This is a genomic window from Nitrosopumilus zosterae (genome assembly GCF_025998175.1).
Lineage (GTDB): Archaea > Thermoproteota > Nitrososphaeria > Nitrososphaerales > Nitrosopumilaceae > Nitrosopumilus > Nitrosopumilus zosterae.
This window is the reverse complement of the sequence record NZ_AP026695.1, coordinates 400,659-421,693: the sequence shown is the minus strand read 5'-3', so window position 1 is coordinate 421,693 and position 21,035 is coordinate 400,659. Positions and strand designations below refer to the sequence as shown.

Below are 21,035 nucleotides of genomic sequence, written 5' to 3'. Positions count from 1 at the left end.
CGATCGATAAAATTAGAATTAACTATATTAATGTAAAGTTATTGAGAGACTGAATTCAAATTTTTTCAATAATTGGTTTTTCAGGTCACATATTATTACAAACCTGTCCTTAATGCGATCAGGAATTTTTACTGTTTGTATATTGCGCTCCTAATCCAGTTCTTCATAGTTAACATCGACATGATCAAAACTGACGCCCTTGCACTGAGGACATTCAGAGATATGTGTCACTCCGGCCTTTTTGGAAAAAACATTTCCACAGTTCTTGCAAACCCGTAAATCATCAATTAGGACCATGAGTAATTCTAGAAATTCTATATATTTAACATATTGTGGAAAATCACATTTGAAATTCTATTTTGTGTGATTATGAATTAACATTATTTTCTTGAATATGTCTATGTGGGATGGAATATTTGTTTAACTAATTTTTGCATGTTGTTTATTCTCTTCTTAGAAATTCCAGTCATTTTTGCTATCTTTGCCTCATCATATCTTAAAAGATCTTTTGCAACCATCATGTTGCAATCTGAAAATATTCGTAATTCGTTTTCAGTTAAATTAAGAATCGTGATTGGGTAGAGATTATGTTTTTCAATAATTTTTTCCAAGCTGTTTGCTGCAGGATATCTCCAAGAGAAGATTTTCTGCCCAATACATTTGGCATATTTTTTTGCATGATTTGAGACTTGGGTGTTACAAAAAATGATTTCTCCTGCAAATTTTGGGTGCATATCAAGAAATCTTGCATGAGTATACAATGATTCTTTTAATCCAGTGTACACTCCACGAAGTGAATGGTATTTGCATTCAATCAAAAATTCTTGGTTGTTCTTCATTCCAATAAGATCAATTTCATGCGTTGCACACTTTCCACGGATTTTTGATCGTATACGTATTACCTGATAATCATAATATTCCAATATAGATGCAATATAATTTTCAAATGCAAATCCTGCAGGGCCCATTCTCATTATTGCATCCTTTAGTTGGTATCTTTGGTGTAATGCATGGAGATCTTTTTCTTCAGAAATAACTCGAAGAACTATTTTGTAAATGTCATTTGAAGTCATATCTCTATAAACTTCTGATTTGACTTTTTTTAAAATCCGTTTTGCAGTTTTTTTACTTGCCCCTGCCCTAATACATGTGCTAAGTATCTTATGTTCATTGAATTGAACCCGTCTTCCATCTGCTTTGTAAATGAAAAATTTTCTAGGAGTTATGATGTAGTGTAATTTTAAAGAGATTAATCTTTTACGTTAGAGATTCAGTTTTTTTCAATTTCACTTTTTTCAATTTTTTTCAGCATAGACTTTCGTACAAAAAATTACAGAATTTTAAATGCTGTTATATGGAAAGTTGTATAAAATGGAATTAAGATTAGTATGCTAATCGTTTGATTGTTCATATTCTTCGTCTTGTTCATAACCTTCCATAAGTTCAATCTGATGATCCTCTTCCCTCATTTCGTCTTGTTCTAGCTTTTTCCATTTTTTCTCTGTTTCTTCATTATTTTCAGACATGAATTATCATACATAATATGACATATTAACAAAGTCATAATTGTCAATTTTGATATTCTTAGTTCAATCATGATTAGTATAGATTCAGACAATATTCAAATGGTTAAAACTCAAATCAAAAGAATTCTAGTCGCGTTAGATGGCGGTGTGATTTGCAGAATTTGATCTAAAGATATCTGAATGTTATTCATGGTTGAACGTCAATCAATCAGGGATTTGCCACAAATGTGACATTTTGGATCAATATCCCTCATTGCATAATCTTGATTTTCGTTGACGTCAATACAATCTTTGCCACCACCACGGCACAAATGACAATATGTATTCACCACAACAAAATAAGGAAGATCAGCGTGATATTCTTTCGTATGTAAAAAATGAACATACATAGAACAACAAAAAATGATCAACATCAAAAAAGTTCAAACACCACAAAGCACCCATGTGAATCAACTCTTACGACGTAAAATCAATACTGCAAAGTCTCATTTGTTTTATGGACAATATTTAAAAAAAATCATATGTGTACTTGTACTCAAAAGATGTCAAAATAAACTGCTCAAAATAAGCATACACATCTAAAATAGTTCTAAAAGCCATAATAAAACATGGTAAAAAGTTTCTATTGTGAGGATATGGGCAAAGACTGTAACTGGTCAGCAAAAGCAAATACAACATCAGAATTAATGAAAAAAATCATAGAACATGCAGACACAAAACACGGCATAAAACAAATCCCAGTTCACAGAAAGGCAAAACTAGCGTCAGCCATAAAAGATGATAAATTTCTCTAATTCGTTTACTGGGAATTGATTTTTCGGATTTTTTCTGCGTAATGCTGCTAACAATATTTGATGAATCCAGAGTAATGAGATACCTAAAACCTCATCTTGTTACTTTTGACACGGAAAAGATCCTATGAAGAGCACAGGCTCAAAGTATTGTCTCCGAATTAGCCTTGAATAATTGAAATTGTAGAATGATATGCTCATATATTAGTATAATATGATTAGTTTGTTCAAGTTAATTATACAATGTTTTAGGAATATAAAAGATGTAAAAACATCATGAAATCCAAAGTCATCATTGGGTCATTGATGGTAATCCAGATTTTGGCAATAATGTTCACGATTCAGTTCTTGAGTATATCAAATCAATCACATGACACAATTGCATTCGTACCGCAGGTATTTTCTCAAACCCCGACAGATGATTTTTCGCAAAATGAAAAATTTGATTTCAAACCTGATTACAAAGAGTCATTTGTGATTTCAGATGTCAATTTTCTGCTAGTCAATTCACTGTCTAGCCTTGTCATGATATTGGGTGTTGTAAAACTGCTAAAAAATGAAAATAATAAAAAGATTAAAACTGAAAAATTAGCAATCATTGGAGAGTTATCCTCAAGAATTGCACACGATATGCGGAATCCGCTGTCCGTCATTCAAATGACCTTGGAAAATTTCAAAATCCAGTATCCACTAAGTAAAGAACAAGAAAGGCAATTTGAAAAAATTAATCGCTCAATTTTTAGAATTACCCATCAAATAGACGACATTTGGGATTTTGTAAAATCACCTACTGCCGAGAAGAAGAATTGTTCATTGGCACATCTCTTGCAAGAGAGTCTAAGGAGAGTAAACATTCCTGCAAACATTAAGATCCGATTACCTCCAGATGACTGCAAAATATTGTGCGATGATGAAAAAACCATTGTGGTATTTGTCAATATTTTTATCAATGCGATTCAGGCATTTGAAGATGATGGAAACATATGGGTTTCATTTGATTCAAACAAAAATTGGATTACAGTTAAAATTGAAGATGATGGAGTCGGAATTGATCCCAAAGTTTTAGATAGAATCTTTGAACCATTAATTACAACAAAGCAGACCGGAACAGGTTTGGGATTGTCTTGCTGTAAAAGCATAATGGAAAGTCAAGGAGGCTTGATCAAAGCATCAAACAGACCAAAAAAAGGAAGCGCGTTTACTATTCATTTTTCTAAACAATGATGAAATCAAAGTAGATGGAAAATTTATTCATAATTTATGATTGTGGCAAACCTGTTTTAATTGCTAATCTGGTTACTGGATTGAACTGTATTATCGAACGCTATTCTTTTTATCGTTTCAATCAATATGTTTAAGGGAGTGGGTTTTGGCAAAATCACAGAAGCTCCCGCAGATCTTAGTTCGTCATGCAGATTATCATCTATGCTGCCAGTCATCATGATTACTTTGGCATTAGGATTAATCTTGCGGATCTGCTCAAGTCCGTACAATCCATCATATTTTGGCATCAAAAAATCTGATACCACGACATCTGGTAGGTACTCTTTGTACAATTCCACACCCTGTTTTCCATTTCGTCCTGTAGCTAAAACATTGATAGAGTGGAATCCAAGATATTCTGAAATCACTTCTGTAATATCCTCATAATCATCAATCAGGATTACTGTAGGATTCATGATTGTATGAGAGATAATCAAAATAAGTAATTGAGTTTGAATAAAACGAACAAATCAATTAAAATCAGGCATAAAAGATGATCGAAGTGGTTCTGTATAATCTGTGAGGGCTGATCTTGGATCTTATTCTTGTTTACTCTCGAGGGTTTTTAAAAATTCATATTAATTGTAATCTTAACTAGTCAACTGAACCGTATTGCTTGATGGTGTGTTGTTAATCGTCTCAACCAACTTGTCAAATTCACAGGGTTTCTCCAAAATGGCAAAAACTCCTGATTCCCTAAATTGATCAAATAATCCCGGATCTGCACTACCAGTAAACATGATAACTTTGGCATTAGGATTTGTCTTTCTAATGTTTTGAAGTCCGTACAATCCATTAAATTCAGGCATTAAATAATCCATCAATACAAAATCAGGAGAATGTTTTTTGTACAATTCTACTGCTTCCTTTCCATTTTGTCCTACAGCTAAAACATCAATCGAATTGAGTGTGAGAAACTCTGAAACTACCTGTGTCAAAGCATGACTATCATCAATTACAATAACAGTTGGAGGCATAACATTGTATGATATAATGACATTATGAAACCATGTTTGAATAAAGTAAACAGACTAAATTAATATTTAAACTTCGATGATGATACCCTCTGAATTATTTACTCTTAACCTTATTCTTTTCTTTACGCATTTTAGATATCCAAATAACCATTTTTCATTATGATATGAAAAATTGTTGTCTGTTCAAAAAATATAGACTAGCCCTTATGTTAATTTTATGATGTTATGAGAATAATGAAAATTCCATGTTCTAATTGTCACGAACATTATGAATTGGCAACATCTGTAGAATATCTGATGAAAATGGGATTGGTTCCTTATGACAAACCACTTCATTGTGAAGAATGCAGGCATGAGAATTAATCATTTTTTGGCATAGTATGTAAAACTAATTCTTCTGAATTTTCACAAGCGCATTCTCGTGAACAAAAATCAGTCGAACGATTTTCAAACTCTTTTCCACATACACAGCAAATCTTTTCCATTTTGTCTAATTTGTAATGTTTTTTCTTATACAAAAACATCAAGTAACATTGTTACATGATCTATGGAATTTCTTTGCCCGTGGTATAGGTTAACGTAATCCACTCGTATTTTCCCTTATCTCAACACCACAAACCTCGTCTATCCTCTGCGTATCACCAACTTGTAGCACCATACTGCCCAAGTGGATTTCACAAGGTGCTTTCCACTTGCAGACAGTAAAGTGCGCAGCATCACACTTTGAAGCCTGATGAACTTCTGAACGTTTTTGAGGGACTCCCCGGATAGTTGGAGGGCTGAGGTTACCACTTGTGGGGAAAACCCTCATTTTCTTATATTCCAAATTAAAAGAAAATCTTTTCCTACATACTTTACAGGAATGTCGTTGAAGATCATAGATTCTGTTTGTTGCCGAGATTTACATTTGATAACGATCATTAATAGCGAAAACAAACAAAATTTCATCATAATTCAGTCTATGGATATAATGTAAGCCCATGACATCATTGATTGTATGTAAGGCATACCAAAGTATAGGGACATTATTCAAATATTAAAAACTCTAATCATGCATGATGTCAAATAGAAACGCAATCCTGTATCATCTGAACATACAAGACCCAGATCATGAGCCAACCTATGACCTAGACTAGACACATTATTTCCATAATCAATTTTGCTAAAAACTAAGATCAAGAAAGAGACTGATTTGATATTTGTTAATCAGGCAGAACATTCTGTGGACTGTGATTGATTTTCTCCAGTGTATTGAAATTATTGATTCTAGATAATCTTGAGAGTCTATTGTGGATTGTACTTAGTTTATAAAAAATATTCATAATTACGACACTAAACATCAGAAGATAGTCAATGATGGGAAATATTGGCGCATATATACAATAACTAACATTGTTAAGGAAGCGCTAAAAGTGAATTCGACCAATAGTCCTTATGGTATTTAGTAAAACTTGCCCACTATGCAAAAACAACTACGTATCACTTGAAACATACATGTCCCACATCAAAACTAATCATAGCAAAGTTAGGCCTGAAGAATTCGTGAAAAGCGGTGGCGAACTAAAATGGTCTTTTAGAAGCGAGGATTGAATTTCCAAACTAAGATAATCCCATTGAGGTTTTAGTCACCTTCATTATAATTCCGCTAAATGAAATGGATGAGAGGAAATACCATGCCCAGAGATACAATGCATTTTCATGACCATAGCACACATTGCCTTCCTCCATTGCTTGTAATGCAGTGCATGTGAGATGAAAGAAATTACCTGGAAAAACATTCAGTGAAATTGGGGACAATGCAACTGTGTGTGCAAATAGATGGGGCAGTACAAGATAGAAAATCAAGATTAACGGCACAAACGTAATCATCATTGGCTTCATGTTCATCTGCATCATCTCCATGGACATCTTGTTCATGTAAGATGATTTTTTGTTAAGTTGGGTAATTTTGGCCTGATCTTTTGCCCTCATTGCATCCATTCTCTCTTTTTGCCAAGCCCTTGTTTCCTTCATTATGCGATTCAGCTTTGTCTGATCAACTAATTTTTTCCTGACAGTGGAATTAAAAAAATTCAGCACAATTCCAAATCCTGTAACGCCAAATAATGTTGGAACCAGACCCTTTACAATTGGATCATCGCTGCCTAGTGCACCTCTATTTTGTCCGAGAAACCCAAAAATTCCGCCATTATCCCCTTGCAAGAAAATAGAATTTAGGAATAACAATATGGCATTATGATCTAACCACTCTACCATGAAGCCGTCACTTCAAATTCATTCAACGAGTTTTTCTCAGGATTAACTGCATTAGTGCTTCTTTTGAATAATCTATTCCATGTTCGTCTTCAGTATGCTTTCCAAACTCAGATAATACCTTCTCTAGTTCTCCTTCTGAAACAAAATCGCACTCAAACCCATAATCTCCACATCTTAATTTCGTCATTGAATAATTTTGGAAATTTGTCAGTAATATAGTTCAGTTAACATTGTTAACTATAGAGTAATTTAGAAAATATAATGCAGAAGCAGTTGGAAATATTACTTCTTGTTTAGAGGCATACAACGAAAACTAGGACATGTATCAAGGGTAGCAATACATCTATTATTTCCCATTTGGAGTAGTTGCTTCTGCATTAATTAATTATTTAGAAATTAGTATTTAGATAATGCTTAACATTGTTAATCAGATAATTCTTCTTCGGAGTGTTTCTTGTTTCTTGATTTAGTTCTCAGACGCACACCACAACATGGACAGCTTAGTTTTTCTGTTTCAACAAAAATAGAACACATAGTACATCTCTTATGTCCTAATCGGTAGCGCAACGAAGTCGGAACTGGAGTTAACTCCAAGTTTTCACAGATTCCTTTACAGCAAAAAGTCATATCTAACAAAATCGCCTCCTCCCTATCTGGGATTTTTCTAGCCTCCACCAGTCTTCATTTCTTTTATCCAAATCATCATCTTCCACATTTACTTTTTTCTTCATACTAGTAATTGGCATAATTTCTAATAAAACTGAATTAACATTGTTAAGTATTTCCTATATACTTCAAATTGATCATAGATTAGAAATGAAACTGCTTGAAAAATATACTGTTTTACCATTCATGAAAAATTCAAAACACATAAAACAAATTTCCCGAAATATTGATGAGGAAGAATTTGGCAGATAACCACAACAACATCCTAAGCTCAATGGATCTATTCATTGAAAAAATTCAGCAACTCAGGGGATTGATGTTGGGCGTCTCATTTTCTGCAGTAATTTTAGCACCACTTGCCATAGGAATATCGTTATACATGATGACACATCCAAAATTCCTTCATTTGATAGAAAATGAAGGCGAATTTGCAATATTATTGACAGTTTTGCTTACTGCGGTATTGGTCACTTCTGGAATTTGGCTGGTTGCAGGCATACAACAATTTCGCTCTCTTAGCAACTGGAACCAAAGATACACTAACTATATGAAGAAACGAGATGACTTGGACAAGGACATATCGTCTAAATTTCATTTAGATGAAGAATAAGCAACCTAGATTTACTGAAGAGTCAGATTTTCCGCTTCTTGGGAACAATTGCTCATATGGCTCTAGTATCTCGTGGCAAAAATTCATGCCTTTAGGAGTAACTTTGAAAATTGTAATGATCCTTTTCCCCTCTACTGTCTCTATTCTCTGTATGATATCGTTTTCTTCTAAATTGTTTAAAATCTCTTTGTGTTTTGTAATGTTTAATCCGCAAAAACTAAACAGCGAAGTCTGATTCAACTCCCCGTATTCAGACAGGGTAAGAATAATGTCTTTGACAATGTAAATTCGATCTCTGTATTTTTTGGATTCGGCCAACGTTGATTGTATGTTTTATGGGACTTTAACTATTGTTACCAATCTTGATGGATTAACAATGTTAAGCAACGCCTTATAATCATAAATCCAAGATTTTATCATGAAAACAAAGATTTCATTTAACAAAAGTTTGGTGAAAAACATACTAAAAAGAGAAACAACTTTTTCAAACACATGTAAAATTTGTAATATGGAATTTACCGATCCTGAAAGAACCAAAAAACATATGATTAAAGCTCATTCAAAACCAAAGCGTGAAAAATAATAACTTTATGTTAAATTTTGTTCAAAGGGCAAATGACGATTTGAAATTGTTGTAAAAATTATTCATGTTTGATTTTACAGTTGAAATATTGTCAACAATGTCTGATCGAATTTTTTGCGGATCAATATAGGGAATTTTTTGGAGTTTTTCCTCAGCATTGTCAAGCCACAGATTTACCATCTCCTCATTTACTTCCAGATGAAATTGTAATCCAATTGCGCTTTTGTATTGAAATGCCTGATTGAGATAATTTTTGGAGGATGCTAATCTGATTGCGCCTTCAGGCAAATCAAACGTGTCACCATGCCAATGAAATACAGTGAATGGGTTTGTAAAGCTTGAAAAGAAGGAGGCATTATCAGATATTTTCAGGTCATTGTAAAATCCAATTTCTTTTTTAGGCCCAGGGTACACTTTGGCACCAAAAGTTTTTGCAATTAATTGAGAACCCAAACATATTCCCAAGACAGGAATGTTTTCTTGAACGTAGTCTTTGATCAGTTTCTGTTCAGCCTTAAGATATGCCAAGTCATCATTTGCGCTTTCAGGTGCACCTAAAATTACTGCTAGAGAGAATTTTTTTTCAGGTAATGGTTCGTGTTTGGCATTAACAGATGTGATTTCAAATCCATCTTCTTTAAGGAGTTCACCAAGATGCCCAGAGCCTTCAATTCTAGTATTCTGTACAAGTAGAACGTCGGACATTATTTTCCATTAGCAAAAGTGCTTAATATGTTAAAACAAGTTTAGTTAGTGTGTTAGTTTCCGAACAAGAAATTAGGGAATTGAAAAATTTTGTTTTTCAATTGAATTCAAAGGAAAAAAGCGTGGTTGTTGTAGAAGGAAAGAGAGACACTAATGCATTGAGAAAATTAGGATATTCTGGAAGAGTTTTAGAATTTCACAAGTTCAGAGGAATGATAGACTTTGCAGACAGCGTTGCAAAATATCAAAACCTCATCATACTTTTTGACAGAGACAGAAAAGGAAGACACCTAACTTGGAAAACAATTCAACTGCTGCAAAGAAGAACAAATATCGATCTGTCTTTTAAAAGAAAACTCAGATTAATTACAAAAGGAAAGATAATGTTTATTGAGCAATTAGTTTGTTACGAATCCTTTCTAGTCTAAGGCCAGATGCCTTTTTCGTTAAATGCCTCAACAACTCTTTGAACTGCTAAAGCCATTGTAGCTTTTCTCATGTCAACTTTGTGTTTCTTTGACATTTCATATGCATCTTTGAATCCTTTAGTGATATTTTTCTCCATCTTGTTTGCAACCTCGTCAAATGTCCAATAGTAGCCCATGTTATTTTGTACCCATTCTAGGTATGAAATGCATACACCGCCAGAGTTTGCCAAGATATCGGGGATTACCAGTATTTTCTTTTGGAAAATTATTGGATCAGCTTCTGGCAATGTTGGACCATTTGCAGCTTCGGCAATAATTTTACATTTCAGATTCTTTGCAATCTTTGCATCAATTTGATTCTCCAATGCACCTGGAACTAGAACATCACATTTTGTAGTAAGTAGCTCTTCAGTTGAAACCTTTTTACTCCCTGGAAATCCAACAACTGAGCCGTGTTTTTGTTTATATTCAATAATTTTGCTAACTTTGGCACCACTGGAAATCAATATTGAGCCTTTAGAGTCACTAACACCAATGATTTTTGCCCCCATTTTTTCCAAGTATTCACCTGCAAATGTCGAAGCGTTTCCAAATCCTTGCAAAACAACTTTGGCACCTTTCAGACTAAGTTTCATTGTTTTTGCAGCTTCCCTTACACAGTATGCTGCACCTAAACCAGTTGCAACATTTCTTGCAAGAGAACCACCCATGGAGATTGGTTTTCCAGTGATCACACCAGGAGAGTAAATGTTTCCAGTTAGTTTACTGTAAGTATCCATGATTTGCGTCATTTCTTTTCCCGTTGTGTAAACATCAGGAGCTGGAATATCTTTTCCAGGACCAATCACTTCAAATATTTTAAATGCGAAACCTCTTGTCAATCGCTCTAGTTCAGCTTCGCTGATTTTTTCAGTTTTAGGATTAACATAGATGCCACCTTTTCCCCCGCCTAACGGAACATCAACAATTGCACATTTCCAAGTCATCCAAGATGAAAGTGCCATAACTTCGCGTTCCATGTATTCAACTCCACCTTCTGGATTGAAGTAACGAATGCCTCCTTTGTATGGACCTCGATCGTTATTGTGCTGACTTCGAAAACCTGTGAAAACTCTAATTTTACCATTATCCATCCTTACCGGAATCTTTACTCTCAAAACTCTATTTGGCATTGCAAGATATTCGCGCAATCCAGGATCTTTAATTCCAAGAAGATCACAAGCGTCATTTACTTGCTTTGTAGCGTTTGCAAAAGGATCATTCTTGACCAAGATGATTTTCAAAATTGAGCATATTATATTAAGTTTGATTCAAAATTTGAGATCGGTAAATATAAAATCACAGGTATATTTTTTTCTGATTCATTTTTCTATCTAGCTTATCTATTGCCTCTTCCAAAGTATGTATGTTTAATTCAAGGAAGTTTGAGAGATGAAAAATTGCCCCGTATTTTTCCCCAATTTTTGAGACCATATTATTTTTTTCAAGAATTTTCATGTGGTGCTGAACAGCCTTGTAATCAAGATCAAGGGTTTGCGCTAACTGATGCGTGTTGTATGGTCTTTCAAGAAGATGCACAATTATTCTTAAACGAGTGAATCCGCCCCTAGTACTTGTGAAAAGGTAGAGAAGTAATTTCCGAGTTTGCTTGTCTGGTTTTCTTGTGTTAGAGACATGCTTTGATCGAATGATTTCTTTGAATTCCAGAAGTTGATTTGACATATAATAGAACATGTATAATTTTGCTTAAAACCCTATTTCCAGATCTTTTCCATATTCAGGCAAGGACAATTACCCTTAAATTGACTGAGAATGGACTCGTGATAACATGATGGCATCACGTGGTTACGATATGACACCAACCATGTATTCTCCAGATGGCAGAATTTACCAAGTAGAATACGCAATTGAGACGGTAAAGAGGGGAACCACTGCAATTGGGATTCTTAGCAAAGAAGGAGTCATTTTAGCAGTAGAGGAAAAACCACGTCCATTACAGACTAAGAACGTTACACAGAAAATTTTTCAAGTGGATTATCATATCGGCGTAGCCGCAGCAGGATACATCCCAGATGCACGTGTTCAAGTAGATAGTGCAAGATTCTTTTCACAAGGAAATAGAATGACTTATGATGAATCAGTAGAAGTCTCAACAGTTGCCAAACATTTAGCTGATCAAGCACACCAATTCACACAATATGGCGGAGTCCGTCCAAATGGAGTTTCCATGATTATTGCAGGAATTGATCAAAAGGGAGGATCAATCTATGTCACAGATCCAAGTGGAACTTATTTGCAATATTCAGCAGTGGCAATTGGTGCAGGTGCAGAGGATGTCAATGAATTTTTAGAAAAATATTACAGCAAAGATATGAGTTTGGAGGATGCAGCAGGACTTGCAATTGCAGCAATCAATCTAAAGGCAGAGCAGAAAGATGGTGCAAGCAATGTAAAGATGGCAAAGATAACAGACAAGACAAAAGTTTTTGAGAAAGTTTCCGAATCAGACTTGGAAAATTATTCTAAAAACGCATCAAAGTTTAACACTCAATAGAAGTTTTAGATTTGAAAACTATTCAACCAAGTATACTGAGACGATAAATATGGGTTTAGGAAGTTACTGGGGCGAAGTAATGGATGTACTTCGAGAAATCATTCCTGTCTATGACAAAGTAAATTCCATAATTTCATTAGGCAAAGATGCAGAGCATAGAAATCGCGGAATTTCGGGAAGAGTTCTTCCAGGGAATAAAATTCTTGACGCAGGTTCTGGTTTTGGCAACATGTCAAAGACTGCAATGAAATTAACTGATGGGAAAATTTCAATTACACTTTATGACCCTCTAGTCCCCATGCTAAAAAATACAGGCAAGCATTTTGATAAATCACCAGACATGGCAAATGGAGTTTTTGAACACATTCCATTTAGAGACGAGGAATTTGACGCAGTTTTGTGCGGATATTCGTTAAGGGATGCAATCAATTTGAGGATTGCAATTTCTGAAATTCACAGAGTTTTAAAAAATGACGGAAGATTCGTGATTGTTGATTTGGGAAAACCAGACGAAGCATTCATCAGAGCAGGAGTTTCGTTTTATCTGCGATGCATCCTCCCCATTCTAGCGTTTGTTGCAGGTGGAAGATTAGGATTAAAGTTTGGAACATTGTATGGGACATTCAAAAGATGGCCTGCAAACAAAAAGCTGGAAGCGTTATTACTAGAAAAATTTTCCAGAGTTGAATTTGAGAAAGATCTTATGGGCGGGGCAATAATGGTTGCCGCATACAAATGAACAGAGTTCTGATATTAGTCAACATCACAGGTCTAATCATAGGAATTTCATATGGACTACACGGTCCAATATTACCAGTTTTTGCAAAGAATGTAATCGGTGCGACATATTCTGAGCTCGGATTAATCGGATTAACAAATTTCATCCCCTACATGTTCATTCCATTATTTGTTGGAATTCTTCTTGATAGAATCAACAATGGTTATTTGCTTGCATTAGGAGCTGCAGTCAATTCTACATCCATCTACCTTTTATCAATTGCACAATCAGTTCCGGAAATAATGGGATTTAGAATTATGACAGGAATAGCTCATGCCTTTTTTTGGCCACCGTGCGAATCCATAATATCTAATGAAAGCACCGAGAAAAACAGAGTCAGAAATATTTCTTGGTTCACAATGTTTTTTGTAATTGGTTTTATGGTAGGCCCATTGCTTGGAACAGCAGTACTAGAAAGCCTTGATGTCACATATAGAATTCTATTCCAAATCGCGGCATTCATCCTAGCTACTGGAATAATCACTTCTCTTTTAGCTTCAAGAAAAAGCGTCAGAAATCATCATGAAGGATTTTCATTTTCATCAATTAAAGAGATGAAAAAATTTCCGGAAGCCATAATATTGCTGATTTTTTGTACATCGTCATTCGGAATCATACTCACAATTTATCCCGCATTTCTAAATGACAGAGGCATGACAGATTCCGATATCTTGTCACTCTATTTTGTTTTTGGAATATCACGAGTTGTGTCTCTTGCATTGGCTGGAAAGTTGGCAAGAAACACAAGTCGAACTCTGATTGCCGGAACAAGTGCAGCATCAATAGGATTGGCAATGTCAATTTTTGCAGATTCAACAGTAACTTTTGGAATTGCGCTGGTTTTGATGGGATTCGGGTTCAGCATATTCTTCCCCCTTACACTAGAGATTGTTTTGAGCAAAACTAGAAAAGCAATATCAGGGAAAATAATTGGCGCATATGAAACAATTTTTGGAATGGGTTGGGCAATAGGACCAACTATTGGTGGACCAATTGCGCAATCATTTGGAAATGAAACACCCTATGCGCTATTTTGCATAATAGGAATCGGAGTCGTAATATTTGCAATCATATCTAGAAAGAAACTAGAACCACAAAGAGTTCTAAATTAGATAGAGGTGGTTCCGCGTTTTTTGGTGCAAATATCAAGTGCGTCATCAACAGGAGTGACAAAAACTTTACCGTCACCCTTTGTTCCAGTGCATGCAACATTTGCAATCGCATCTAAAATTTCATCCACTTTAGGATCGTCTACCACACAAATTATCATATCCCTGCTAAAGTATTGTCCAACTAGCGGAGGATCCTGTGAGCCTTGTCCTTGAACTTGGTGAACAGTTATTCCACCAACGCCAATCTTCTTAATTGCAGCAACGACTGCATCTTTTGCTCCAGATTGAATTATAGCTTCAATTTTTTTCATAAATGTATAACGTTCTGAATTTATTTAAATCAATAAGTACTTCTCATGAATGATATTCAATGAAAATATTCCTGCCACTCTAGGCATAAATCTCCAACATTACGTTTAATTTCAAATTTGGTTATAGCAGAATATGTTAGAACATTCACTAAACGTAGGTGGAAGCGAATGGCTAATCATAATTTTTTTAGCACTGGTACTAATTTTAGGCACTGGAAGACTTCCAGGTGCTGCAAGAAAACTTGGAAAAGCAGTAAATGAGTACAACAAAGCAAAAAACGAAATTCAAGACCACATGAAAGAAGTTACCGAAGAATCACCAAAAATTTCAGGACCAGTTGAAACAGAAAGAGAAAAGCTGGAGATGATTGCAAGAACAGCAGGAGTCAAAGTAGAAGGTAAAACAGATGACGAGTTAAGAAAAAGCATCTCTGAGAAAATAGGCCAAAAGAGAATTGACGAGTCAGAAAGTAAAAAGTAGATTATTTTGATGTCTTTATTCTGTACATGTTTTTATCAAGTCGTTTTTTGGCAAATTTGTAGTAATCTGAAACTATTTCAAATCCAAGATAACGTCGATTAAGTGATTTACTTACAACTGCAACTTGTCCTGAACCAAGAAAAGGATCAAACACGACATCTTTTTTTTCACTTGAATATTCAAGTAATTTCTTGATGATCTCAGAAGGAAGTTTAGTAGGAGTTTTTTCATCCCCAGTCCAATACTCTCTTTTGATATCCCATACGTCCTCCTTGTCTTTATAATGAAGGCTCCGGCCGTCTTTTGTTTTGTCATTTTTTTGAAATCTGGAAAAAGGATAGAATTTTCGCTTCTTATTGTCTTTGCAAACATAAAGACAATGATAGTGGGAAGTAACAAATTTTTTTTTCGTTACTACTCCAAATTGATATTTCCAAATAATATGATTAACTGTAGTAAATCCGACGTCATCTAATGCACGCAAAATGTCTTTGAGATTATTCCATCCAGAAAAAACATACATGCTTCCGGAATCCTTTAGAATTCGAAAAACTTCACTCATCCATGCAAATGTAAAATCATAGTAATCTCCAGGTTTGATTTCGTTATAACCGGTCAATACTCTAGATGACGTTCTGTTATAATTTGCCTTGTTTGCTTTGAAATTTATAGCAAACGGAGGATCGGTAATTACAAGATCAATCTTATTTTTAGGAATTAAATTCATCCCTTCAATGCAATTTAGATTGTAAATATTATTAATTTCAATTTTTTTCATTTTTAAATTCAAGACCAATTCCTAGCTTAATAATGTCATGGATCCATAATGATGATTAAACAATAAATCACCAAATAATGCCAATCAAGTAGATCTTGAAATTCGCATGTCCAAAATGTAAATCAAAGATAGAGATACAAAAAACATTCAACAAAAAGATGCATGTCTCCTGTGGAAAATGTGGCATCGAGGATCTGCTAGAATTTTCAAAAAACATTGACGAGGTATTCCTTGAATTTCTCTCAAGATTTGATAAGGGGCTAGTTACCGAGAAGGGATTATCAGACGGTTTAAAGGATGAGGGAATCATCAGGGCAGAAAACGAAATCAAAGAGATGATAGCAGATAACAAGCCAGACAAAATTACAGAGGAGATCCTATTTTCAAAAAAAGACTATATTTCGCAATACAAAGTTTTGAAGAATCCTGAGCCCAAAATGGGCTGCAAAATAGAAGATATGGGCCTGGAGGAATCAATCACAGAGCACCTCAAAGAATTACAGATAGAAGAATTTTACAAGTTTCAAGAAGAGACAATCCAAGAAATCATGTTTGGAGAAAATGTTGTGATCGAGGCACCAACGGCATCAGGAAAAACGGAAGCATTTTTGATTCCAGTCATCCAGAGAATAAAAAAGGAAGCAAACCAAGGAAATGTTTTTGCAATCTTCGTATACCCTACAAAAGCTTTGGCAAGAGATCAATTCCCAAAAATCCAAAAATTTGCTGAAAAGATCGGAGTGGATGTCAAAGTTTTTGATGGAGACACCAAAGTTCCAGAAAGAAGAGATATTGTTGAAAATCCACCTCAGATCTTAGTTACAAATTTTGATGTGTTGCATTATCACATGTGGCATCAGACAAAATTTTCGTCATTACTATCATCAACAAGAATTCTGATTGTAGATGAGGCCCACGTATATTCGGGAATTTTTGGTTCAAACGTACATTATATCATAAAGAGACTCAAAAGAATTTGCAGCAACAAACTGCAATTTGTTGCAGCATCAGCAACTCTAGATGACGCAAAAAAATTCTGTGAGCAGTTGTTTGGAGAAAAAATGCAAATAATTCACGGTTCTGGAAAAAAAGGCCAGACAGATTTTGTGATGCTATTTCCATCACTCAGAACTCAAAGAAAACTCATGGTAGAACTGACAAAAAAATTAACTGAAAAAAAGCACAAGACCATGGTGTTTAACAATTCACATCTAAACTCCGAGCTTCTAGCAATACAAGCAAAAAAGCAAAAAGTCAACATCAAAGTTCATCGTGCAGGGCTGATGGCAAATTACAGAACTGCAGTAGAGAGAGAGTTCAAAGAGGACAAATTACAAGCAATTTCATGCACCCCTACGCTTGAATTAGGCATAGATGTAGGAAACGTGGATTGCGTCATCTCATCTACAATTCCGGTAAACAGACTGATCCAAAGAATAGGAAGAGCTGCACGAAAAGGACAAAGAGGTTATGCATTCCTGGCCTTGGGAAACGATCCTATTTCTCAATACTACAAGAATCATCCGGATGATTATTTTGAAGATATTGAAAAAACATACATCGACCCCAAGAATCCATTCGTGGAGGAATTTCAAGTGTTGGCAATGGCATGTGACAGGCCGATTTCCAAACACGAATTAAAAGAGCACGAAGAAATCATTGAACACCACATCATCAGAGAAAATCTCAAAATAATCAACAACAGGATTGTTCCAAATTTTGACAAAATAAATTCCATGCTGAACGAATACAGCATAAGAGGAATCGGCAAATCTATTGACATCTTTTTATCAGACAGAAAAGTTGGAGACAGAGTACTGCCAATCGCGCTTGAGGAGTTGCACAAAGACGCAATCTATTTTTTAGCAGGAATCAGATACAAGGTAAAAGAATTCGACTATCCTAAAAAAAATATTGCAAAACTAGAAAGAATTTCAAGAGACTATCCATACTATACAAAATCACTCACAGAAGAATGGCCCACCATTGAGACGGTTTTTGAGAGAAGAAGAGCAAACGGAATAGAGGTTGCTTTTTGTAAATTACACATTCAGAAAAAAGTCTACGGATATGTCAACATAGAGCTAGGACAAGAAATCACTCAGGGGGAAAAAGTGATGCTTGATGCACCACTAGAGTATGATTTTGTTACAAAAGGGATTGTCTTTCATGCACCAAGACCACTAAAGATAATGGAAAAGGCAGAGGATGAGGATTACACAGAAGCCAGCGGATATCATGCAACAGAGCATGTCGTAATTGAAGGAAGCAACATGATTACAGGCGGAGTGTCTCAAGACTTGGGAGGCATATCGTTAGGCACGTCAGGCCTGATTTTCATCTATGATGGTGCAATTGGCGGAAGTGGCGCCAGTAAAGCATTGTATGATAGATTTGAAAAAGTCCTTGAGAGAAGCATGTACATTGTAAAGGAATGTCCATGCAAAAATGAGTCAGGGTGTCCACGATGTACATTCTCATACAGATGTGGAAACAATAATGAATTCCTTCACAAATATTCGGCATTGGAGATTCTTGAAAGAATACACAAGGGTGAAAAAACAGAATTGGTAGATCCTACTGAAGGAGACAGGCCATTAGTATGATAATCAAAATGGGATAAATATGCCAAAATTATAGCAATTGCATGGAAAAAGTAGCTCTTGTCACAGGCAGTTCTTCGGGAATTGGATTAGAAACAGCACTGGCACTTTCAAGGGACGGATACAAAACTTTTGCAAGTATGAGAAATACAAAAAAAGCAGGAGAGATAGAGCAAGCTGCAAAAAAAGAAAACCTTTCAGTTGAAATTATAGAACTAGATGTAGACAGAGAAGAATCAATAGTTTCTACAATTAAAAAAATAATTGCTGATTGTGGAAGAATAGATGTACTAGTGAACAATGCAGGGTATGGTCAATTTGGATGCACAGAAGATGTGTCAATTGATGATTTTAGAAAACAGTTTGAAACTAATTTTTTCAGCATCATAAGAATAATTCAAGAAGTAGCTCCAATCATGAGAAAACAAAAATCAGGAAACATCATAAACATCAGTTCAGTCGCAGGAAGAATGGGACTTCCAGGGTCTCCAGCTTATATCAGTTCAAAGTTTGCACTGGAAGGACTGGGAGAATGCTTACGATACGAACTCGGGCAGTTTGGAATAAAGACCACCTTAATTGAGCCAGGAGTGATCAAAACAAACTTTTTCGAATCAATGAAGATTCCAGATTCAAAGACAGACCCAAAATACAAAGAACTAACTGATCATATTCTAGCAGGATTGAAGATGATGGTGCAAATGGGAACGTCACCATCAGAGGTTGCCAAAGTGATAATGAAAGCAATTCATGATGATGAAATGTTGCCAAGATACATTGTAGGAACTGATGCTGCCATGTTTATGGAAGCAAAAAAGATGAAAACAGACATGGAATTTGAGAAATACTTGAGTAAAGAGCTATTTCCAGGCTAAAATCTCTTGTACGTTAAATTGATATACGCATAGAATAGAGTTTTTGTCAAAGTCCGCAATTTTAAAGTGAAAAGAATGAAATGGAAAACGCTACAACATAATGGAATCTTATTTCCTCCTGAATATGAGGCTCAAGGTATCACAATTAAGATCAAAGGCGAAAATGTCCCTCTTGATCTAAATCAAGAAGAGATGGTGTATCAATGGGCAAAAAAGAAAGACACACCATATGGTCAAGACAAGGTTTTTCAGAAAAATTTTACAGCAGATTTTGCTAAAACTCTAGATTCCAAATTTAAAAAAATATCATATGAAGATATTGATTTTTCAAATGCATACAAAGTGGTCGACAAAGAAAAAGACACCAGAGAAATGATGACAAAAGAAGAGAAAAAAGCTCTCGCAGCAAAAAGAAAAGAACTGCGTGAAAAATTAAAGTCAAAATACGGAATTGCCATCATGGATGGAAAGGAGGTGGAAGTTGGAAACTATATGGCAGAACCTCCAGGAATATTCATCGGCAGGGGAGAACACCCACTAAGAGGCAGGTGGAAACCAAGAGTCACTGCAAAAGACGTCACATTAAATCTTGGAAAAGAGGCCAAAGTACCCGAAGGCGAGTGGGGAAAAATTATTCACGATAAAGACTCCATGTGGCTTGCAAGCTGGATGGATTTTCTGACGCAAAAAAGAAAATACGTGTGGCTTGCAGATACTGCAGGACTAAAGCAAGATCGTGATAAAGAAAAGTACGAAAAAGCAGTAAAGCTTGCAAAGGAGATCGACAAAATCAAAGACAGAATTGTAAAGGACATGAAAATAAAGGATCCAAAAATTAGCAGAATTGCAACTGCATGTTATTTGATTTATAGAACCGCGATGAGGGTCGGAGACGAAAAGGATCCTGACGAGGCAGATACCGTAGGTGCCACCACACTAAGAAAAGAGCACATCAAAATTACTGATAAGACCATAGAATTTGATTTTCTCGGAAAAGATAGTGTAAGATGGCAAGAGACAGTAGTTGCAGAAGGACACGATAAGCAGTTTCAAGAGAACCTAAAGAAATTAGTAGAAAAGAAAAAACCAAAAGACGAGATTTTTGACGACATTACATCAAGGCACGTTAATGCATATTATTCAAGCATTGTAAAGGGTCTAACTGCCAAGGTGTTCAGAACATATCTTGCTACAACGGTTGTCAAAAACTACCTAGTCAAACATGATGACATGAAGGGAAAGACCGCAACTGAGAAACTATACCATGCAAAATTGGCAAATCTTGAAGCTGCCATGATGTGCAATCACAAAAGAACAATTCCAAAGACATTTGAGCAATCATTAGAAAAGAAAAGAGAGACTCTTAAAAAAGTCGAAAAGGAAGAGTCTTGGAAGAAGACACAAGAGACTCTTAAAAAAGTCGAGGCATCTGCCCCAAAGACAGATGTACAAAAGAAGGCCAAAGAAAAGCGAGTCAAGACATTAAACGAGCAAATCAAAAAACAAAAGGCAAAACACAAAGAAAGATTGCAGAAATTAGAATTGCAAATTGATCTGTCTGAGAAAACTAAAGATTACAACATCGGAACATCTTTGAGAAATTATATCGATCCTCGCGTTTTCAAGGCATGGACTGATGAGGTAGGTGCAGAATGGGAGAAACTGTACACATCTGCATTGCAAAAGAAATTCCTCTGGGTCAAAAACGAGAATGTTGATTGGAAGAGCATAAGGTAAT

General features: G+C 35.3%; 27 protein-coding genes. 13 read left to right on the top strand and 14 right to left on the bottom strand.

Translation table 11 applies throughout. The annotated features are described in order from the left end of the window. Window positions 1-150 precede the first annotated feature (150 nt). From OO712_RS02535 to OO712_RS02525, 3 genes are all read right to left on the bottom strand, one after another. Window positions 151-297 carry a hypothetical protein gene (locus OO712_RS02535; RefSeq protein ID WP_200829057.1) on the bottom strand — a complete coding sequence of 49 codons (147 nt, stop codon included), beginning with the start codon at window positions 295-297 and terminating at the stop codon, window positions 151-153. A 101-nt stretch (window positions 298-398) separates the two neighbouring features. Then, a complete protein-coding gene (locus tag OO712_RS02530) occupies window positions 399-1,205 on the bottom strand; it encodes an ATP cone domain-containing protein (RefSeq protein ID WP_109876790.1) in 807 nt (268 codons plus the stop codon). Between the two features lie 186 nt (window positions 1,206-1,391). After that, complete coding sequence (locus OO712_RS02525; RefSeq protein WP_263970066.1) at window positions 1,392-1,526, bottom strand: hypothetical protein; 135 nt, start codon at window positions 1,524-1,526, stop codon at window positions 1,392-1,394. Window positions 1,527-2,134: 608 nt separating this feature from the next. Between OO712_RS02525 and OO712_RS02520 the strand changes: the two genes are divergently transcribed. After that, the gene (locus tag OO712_RS02520) at window positions 2,135-2,320 is read left to right on the top strand and encodes a DUF1059 domain-containing protein (RefSeq protein ID WP_109876791.1); all 186 of its coding nucleotides are present in this window, start codon (window positions 2,135-2,137) and stop codon (window positions 2,318-2,320) included. Between the two features lie 273 nt (window positions 2,321-2,593). Continuing rightward, complete coding sequence (locus tag OO712_RS02515; protein ID WP_109876792.1) at window positions 2,594-3,541, top strand: sensor histidine kinase; 948 nt, start codon at window positions 2,594-2,596, stop codon at window positions 3,539-3,541. A 56-nt stretch (window positions 3,542-3,597) separates the two neighbouring features. On the opposite strand, the gene OO712_RS02510 is transcribed toward OO712_RS02515, so the two are convergent. Both OO712_RS02510 and OO712_RS02505 read right to left on the bottom strand, forming a co-directional pair. Then, a complete protein-coding gene (locus OO712_RS02510; RefSeq protein ID WP_109876793.1) occupies window positions 3,598-3,996 on the bottom strand; it encodes a response regulator in 399 nt (132 codons plus the stop codon). 174 nt (window positions 3,997-4,170) lie between these two features. After that, window positions 4,171-4,557: a response regulator gene (locus tag OO712_RS02505; RefSeq protein ID WP_109876794.1), complete on the bottom strand. Its 387-nt coding sequence runs from the start codon at window positions 4,555-4,557 to the stop codon at window positions 4,171-4,173. Between the two features lie 234 nt (window positions 4,558-4,791). On the opposite strand from OO712_RS02505, the gene OO712_RS02500 reads away from it, so the two are divergent. Next, a complete protein-coding gene (locus OO712_RS02500; RefSeq protein WP_263970068.1) occupies window positions 4,792-4,920 on the top strand; it encodes a hypothetical protein in 129 nt (42 codons plus the stop codon). A 1,236-nt stretch (window positions 4,921-6,156) separates the two neighbouring features. On the opposite strand, the gene OO712_RS02495 is transcribed toward OO712_RS02500, so the two are convergent. From OO712_RS02495 to OO712_RS02485, 3 genes are all read right to left on the bottom strand, one after another. After that, a complete protein-coding gene (locus OO712_RS02495; RefSeq protein ID WP_109876796.1) occupies window positions 6,157-6,813 on the bottom strand; it encodes an EMC3/TMCO1 family protein in 657 nt (218 codons plus the stop codon). A gap of 22 nt (window positions 6,814-6,835) precedes the next feature. Then, window positions 6,836-7,000 (bottom strand): DUF1059 domain-containing protein, encoded by a 165-nt coding sequence (locus OO712_RS02490; protein WP_109876797.1) that lies wholly within the window; start codon window positions 6,998-7,000, stop codon window positions 6,836-6,838. A gap of 236 nt (window positions 7,001-7,236) precedes the next feature. Beyond that, window positions 7,237-7,488, bottom strand: coding sequence for a hypothetical protein (locus tag OO712_RS02485; RefSeq protein ID WP_225866848.1), 252 nt, complete (start codon window positions 7,486-7,488; stop codon window positions 7,237-7,239). A 265-nt stretch (window positions 7,489-7,753) separates the two neighbouring features. Here OO712_RS02485 and OO712_RS02480 point away from each other — a divergent pair, with 265 nt between their 5' ends. Beyond that, a complete protein-coding gene (locus tag OO712_RS02480; RefSeq protein WP_109876905.1) occupies window positions 7,754-8,089 on the top strand; it encodes a hypothetical protein in 336 nt (111 codons plus the stop codon). On the opposite strand, the gene OO712_RS02475 is transcribed toward OO712_RS02480, so the two are convergent. Continuing rightward, entirely contained in the window at window positions 8,075-8,407 is a 333-nt protein-coding gene (locus tag OO712_RS02475) for a hypothetical protein (RefSeq protein ID WP_109876799.1), read from the bottom strand. The genes OO712_RS02480 and OO712_RS02475 overlap by 15 nt on opposite strands. 100 nt (window positions 8,408-8,507) lie before the next feature. Here OO712_RS02475 and OO712_RS02470 point away from each other — a divergent pair, with 100 nt between their 5' ends. Further along, window positions 8,508-8,672 carry a hypothetical protein gene (locus tag OO712_RS02470; RefSeq protein ID WP_200829058.1) on the top strand — a complete coding sequence of 55 codons (165 nt, stop codon included), beginning with the start codon at window positions 8,508-8,510 and terminating at the stop codon, window positions 8,670-8,672. Window positions 8,673-8,693: 21 nt separating this feature from the next. Here OO712_RS02470 and OO712_RS02465 read toward each other — a convergent pair whose 3' ends face one another. Further along, window positions 8,694-9,377, bottom strand: a complete 684-nt coding sequence (locus OO712_RS02465; protein ID WP_109876800.1) for a type 1 glutamine amidotransferase — start codon at window positions 9,375-9,377, stop codon at window positions 8,694-8,696. Between the two features lie 50 nt (window positions 9,378-9,427). Here OO712_RS02465 and OO712_RS02460 point away from each other — a divergent pair, with 50 nt between their 5' ends. After that, entirely contained in the window at window positions 9,428-9,805 is a 378-nt protein-coding gene (locus OO712_RS02460) for a toprim domain-containing protein (RefSeq protein WP_109876801.1), read from the top strand. Here OO712_RS02460 and OO712_RS02455 read toward each other — a convergent pair. Beyond that, window positions 9,802-11,076 carry a Glu/Leu/Phe/Val family dehydrogenase gene (locus OO712_RS02455; protein WP_109876906.1) on the bottom strand — a complete coding sequence of 425 codons (1,275 nt, stop codon included), beginning with the start codon at window positions 11,074-11,076 and terminating at the stop codon, window positions 9,802-9,804. The genes OO712_RS02460 and OO712_RS02455 overlap by 4 nt on opposite strands. Before the next feature lie 67 nt (window positions 11,077-11,143). Next, window positions 11,144-11,527: an ArsR/SmtB family transcription factor gene (locus OO712_RS02450; RefSeq protein ID WP_109876802.1), complete on the bottom strand. Its 384-nt coding sequence runs from the start codon at window positions 11,525-11,527 to the stop codon at window positions 11,144-11,146. A gap of 106 nt (window positions 11,528-11,633) precedes the next feature. On the opposite strand from OO712_RS02450, the gene OO712_RS02445 reads away from it, so the two are divergent. Genes OO712_RS02445 through OO712_RS02435 form a run of 3 tightly spaced genes read left to right on the top strand, consistent with a single transcriptional unit; the run spans window position 11,634 to window position 14,249 of the window. Beyond that, window positions 11,634-12,359 carry an archaeal proteasome endopeptidase complex subunit alpha gene (locus tag OO712_RS02445; protein WP_109876803.1) on the top strand — a complete coding sequence of 242 codons (726 nt, stop codon included), beginning with the start codon at window positions 11,634-11,636 and terminating at the stop codon, window positions 12,357-12,359. Window positions 12,360-12,408: 49 nt separating this feature from the next. Then, window positions 12,409-13,098 (top strand): class I SAM-dependent methyltransferase, encoded by a 690-nt coding sequence (locus OO712_RS02440; protein WP_109876804.1) that lies wholly within the window; start codon window positions 12,409-12,411, stop codon window positions 13,096-13,098. Further along, window positions 13,095-14,249: an MFS transporter gene (locus tag OO712_RS02435; RefSeq protein WP_109876805.1), complete on the top strand. Its 1,155-nt coding sequence runs from the start codon at window positions 13,095-13,097 to the stop codon at window positions 14,247-14,249. The genes OO712_RS02440 and OO712_RS02435 overlap by 4 nt, the downstream gene beginning before the upstream one ends. On the opposite strand, the gene OO712_RS02430 is transcribed toward OO712_RS02435, so the two are convergent. Beyond that, a complete protein-coding gene (locus tag OO712_RS02430; protein ID WP_109876806.1) occupies window positions 14,246-14,560 on the bottom strand; it encodes a P-II family nitrogen regulator in 315 nt (104 codons plus the stop codon). The genes OO712_RS02435 and OO712_RS02430 overlap by 4 nt on opposite strands. A 133-nt stretch (window positions 14,561-14,693) precedes the next feature. Between OO712_RS02430 and OO712_RS02425 the strand changes: the two genes are divergently transcribed. Continuing rightward, on the top strand, window positions 14,694-15,041 hold the full coding sequence (locus OO712_RS02425; RefSeq protein WP_109876807.1) for a Sec-independent protein translocase subunit TatA/TatB: 348 nt from the start codon (window positions 14,694-14,696) through the stop codon (window positions 15,039-15,041). Window position 15,042: 1 nt separating this feature from the next. On the opposite strand, the gene OO712_RS02420 is transcribed toward OO712_RS02425, so the two are convergent. Next, entirely contained in the window at window positions 15,043-15,819 is a 777-nt protein-coding gene (locus OO712_RS02420; RefSeq protein ID WP_200829059.1) for a DNA-methyltransferase, read from the bottom strand. Window positions 15,820-15,914: 95 nt separating this feature from the next. Here OO712_RS02420 and OO712_RS02415 point away from each other — a divergent pair, with 95 nt between their 5' ends. From OO712_RS02415 to OO712_RS02405, 3 genes are all read left to right on the top strand, one after another. Further along, complete coding sequence (locus OO712_RS02415) at window positions 15,915-18,425, top strand: DEAD/DEAH box helicase (protein ID WP_109876809.1); 2,511 nt, start codon at window positions 15,915-15,917, stop codon at window positions 18,423-18,425. Between the two features lie 41 nt (window positions 18,426-18,466). After that, complete coding sequence (locus OO712_RS02410; protein ID WP_109876810.1) at window positions 18,467-19,297, top strand: SDR family oxidoreductase; 831 nt, start codon at window positions 18,467-18,469, stop codon at window positions 19,295-19,297. Between the two features lie 75 nt (window positions 19,298-19,372). Continuing rightward, window positions 19,373-21,034, top strand: a complete 1,662-nt coding sequence (locus tag OO712_RS02405) for a DNA topoisomerase I (RefSeq protein WP_109876811.1) — start codon at window positions 19,373-19,375, stop codon at window positions 21,032-21,034. Window position 21,035: the final 1 nt, after the last annotated feature.

Coding starts and splice junctions, on each gene's coding strand:
- OO712_RS02535 (WP_200829057.1), bottom strand. CDS start 297: ATGGTCCTAATTGATGATTTACGGGTTTGCAAGAACTGTGGAAATGTT.
- OO712_RS02525 (WP_263970066.1), bottom strand. CDS start 1,526: ATGTCTGAAAATAATGAAGAAACAGAGAAAAAATGGAAAAAGCTAGAA.
- OO712_RS02520 (WP_109876791.1), top strand. CDS start 2,135: ATGGTAAAAAGTTTCTATTGTGAGGATATGGGCAAAGACTGTAACTGG.
- OO712_RS02515 (WP_109876792.1), top strand. CDS start 2,594: ATGAAATCCAAAGTCATCATTGGGTCATTGATGGTAATCCAGATTTTG.
- OO712_RS02510 (WP_109876793.1), bottom strand. CDS start 3,996: ATGAATCCTACAGTAATCCTGATTGATGATTATGAGGATATTACAGAA.
- OO712_RS02505 (WP_109876794.1), bottom strand. CDS start 4,557: ATGCCTCCAACTGTTATTGTAATTGATGATAGTCATGCTTTGACACAG.
- OO712_RS02500 (WP_263970068.1), top strand. CDS start 4,792: ATGAAAATTCCATGTTCTAATTGTCACGAACATTATGAATTGGCAACA.
- OO712_RS02495 (WP_109876796.1), bottom strand. CDS start 6,813: ATGGTAGAGTGGTTAGATCATAATGCCATATTGTTATTCCTAAATTCT.
- OO712_RS02490 (WP_109876797.1), bottom strand. CDS start 7,000: ATGACGAAATTAAGATGTGGAGATTATGGGTTTGAGTGCGATTTTGTT.
- OO712_RS02480 (WP_109876905.1), top strand. CDS start 7,754: ATGGATCTATTCATTGAAAAAATTCAGCAACTCAGGGGATTGATGTTG.
- OO712_RS02470 (WP_200829058.1), top strand. CDS start 8,508: ATGAAAACAAAGATTTCATTTAACAAAAGTTTGGTGAAAAACATACTA.
- OO712_RS02465 (WP_109876800.1), bottom strand. CDS start 9,377: ATGTCCGACGTTCTACTTGTACAGAATACTAGAATTGAAGGCTCTGGG.
- OO712_RS02450 (WP_109876802.1), bottom strand. CDS start 11,527: ATGTCAAATCAACTTCTGGAATTCAAAGAAATCATTCGATCAAAGCAT.
- OO712_RS02445 (WP_109876803.1), top strand. CDS start 11,634: ATGATGGCATCACGTGGTTACGATATGACACCAACCATGTATTCTCCA.
- OO712_RS02440 (WP_109876804.1), top strand. CDS start 12,409: ATGGGTTTAGGAAGTTACTGGGGCGAAGTAATGGATGTACTTCGAGAA.
- OO712_RS02435 (WP_109876805.1), top strand. CDS start 13,095: ATGAACAGAGTTCTGATATTAGTCAACATCACAGGTCTAATCATAGGA.
- OO712_RS02430 (WP_109876806.1), bottom strand. CDS start 14,560: ATGAAAAAAATTGAAGCTATAATTCAATCTGGAGCAAAAGATGCAGTC.
- OO712_RS02425 (WP_109876807.1), top strand. CDS start 14,694: ATGTTAGAACATTCACTAAACGTAGGTGGAAGCGAATGGCTAATCATA.
- OO712_RS02420 (WP_200829059.1), bottom strand. CDS start 15,819: ATGAAAAAAATTGAAATTAATAATATTTACAATCTAAATTGCATTGAA.
- OO712_RS02410 (WP_109876810.1), top strand. CDS start 18,467: ATGGAAAAAGTAGCTCTTGTCACAGGCAGTTCTTCGGGAATTGGATTA.
- OO712_RS02405 (WP_109876811.1), top strand. CDS start 19,373: ATGAAATGGAAAACGCTACAACATAATGGAATCTTATTTCCTCCTGAA.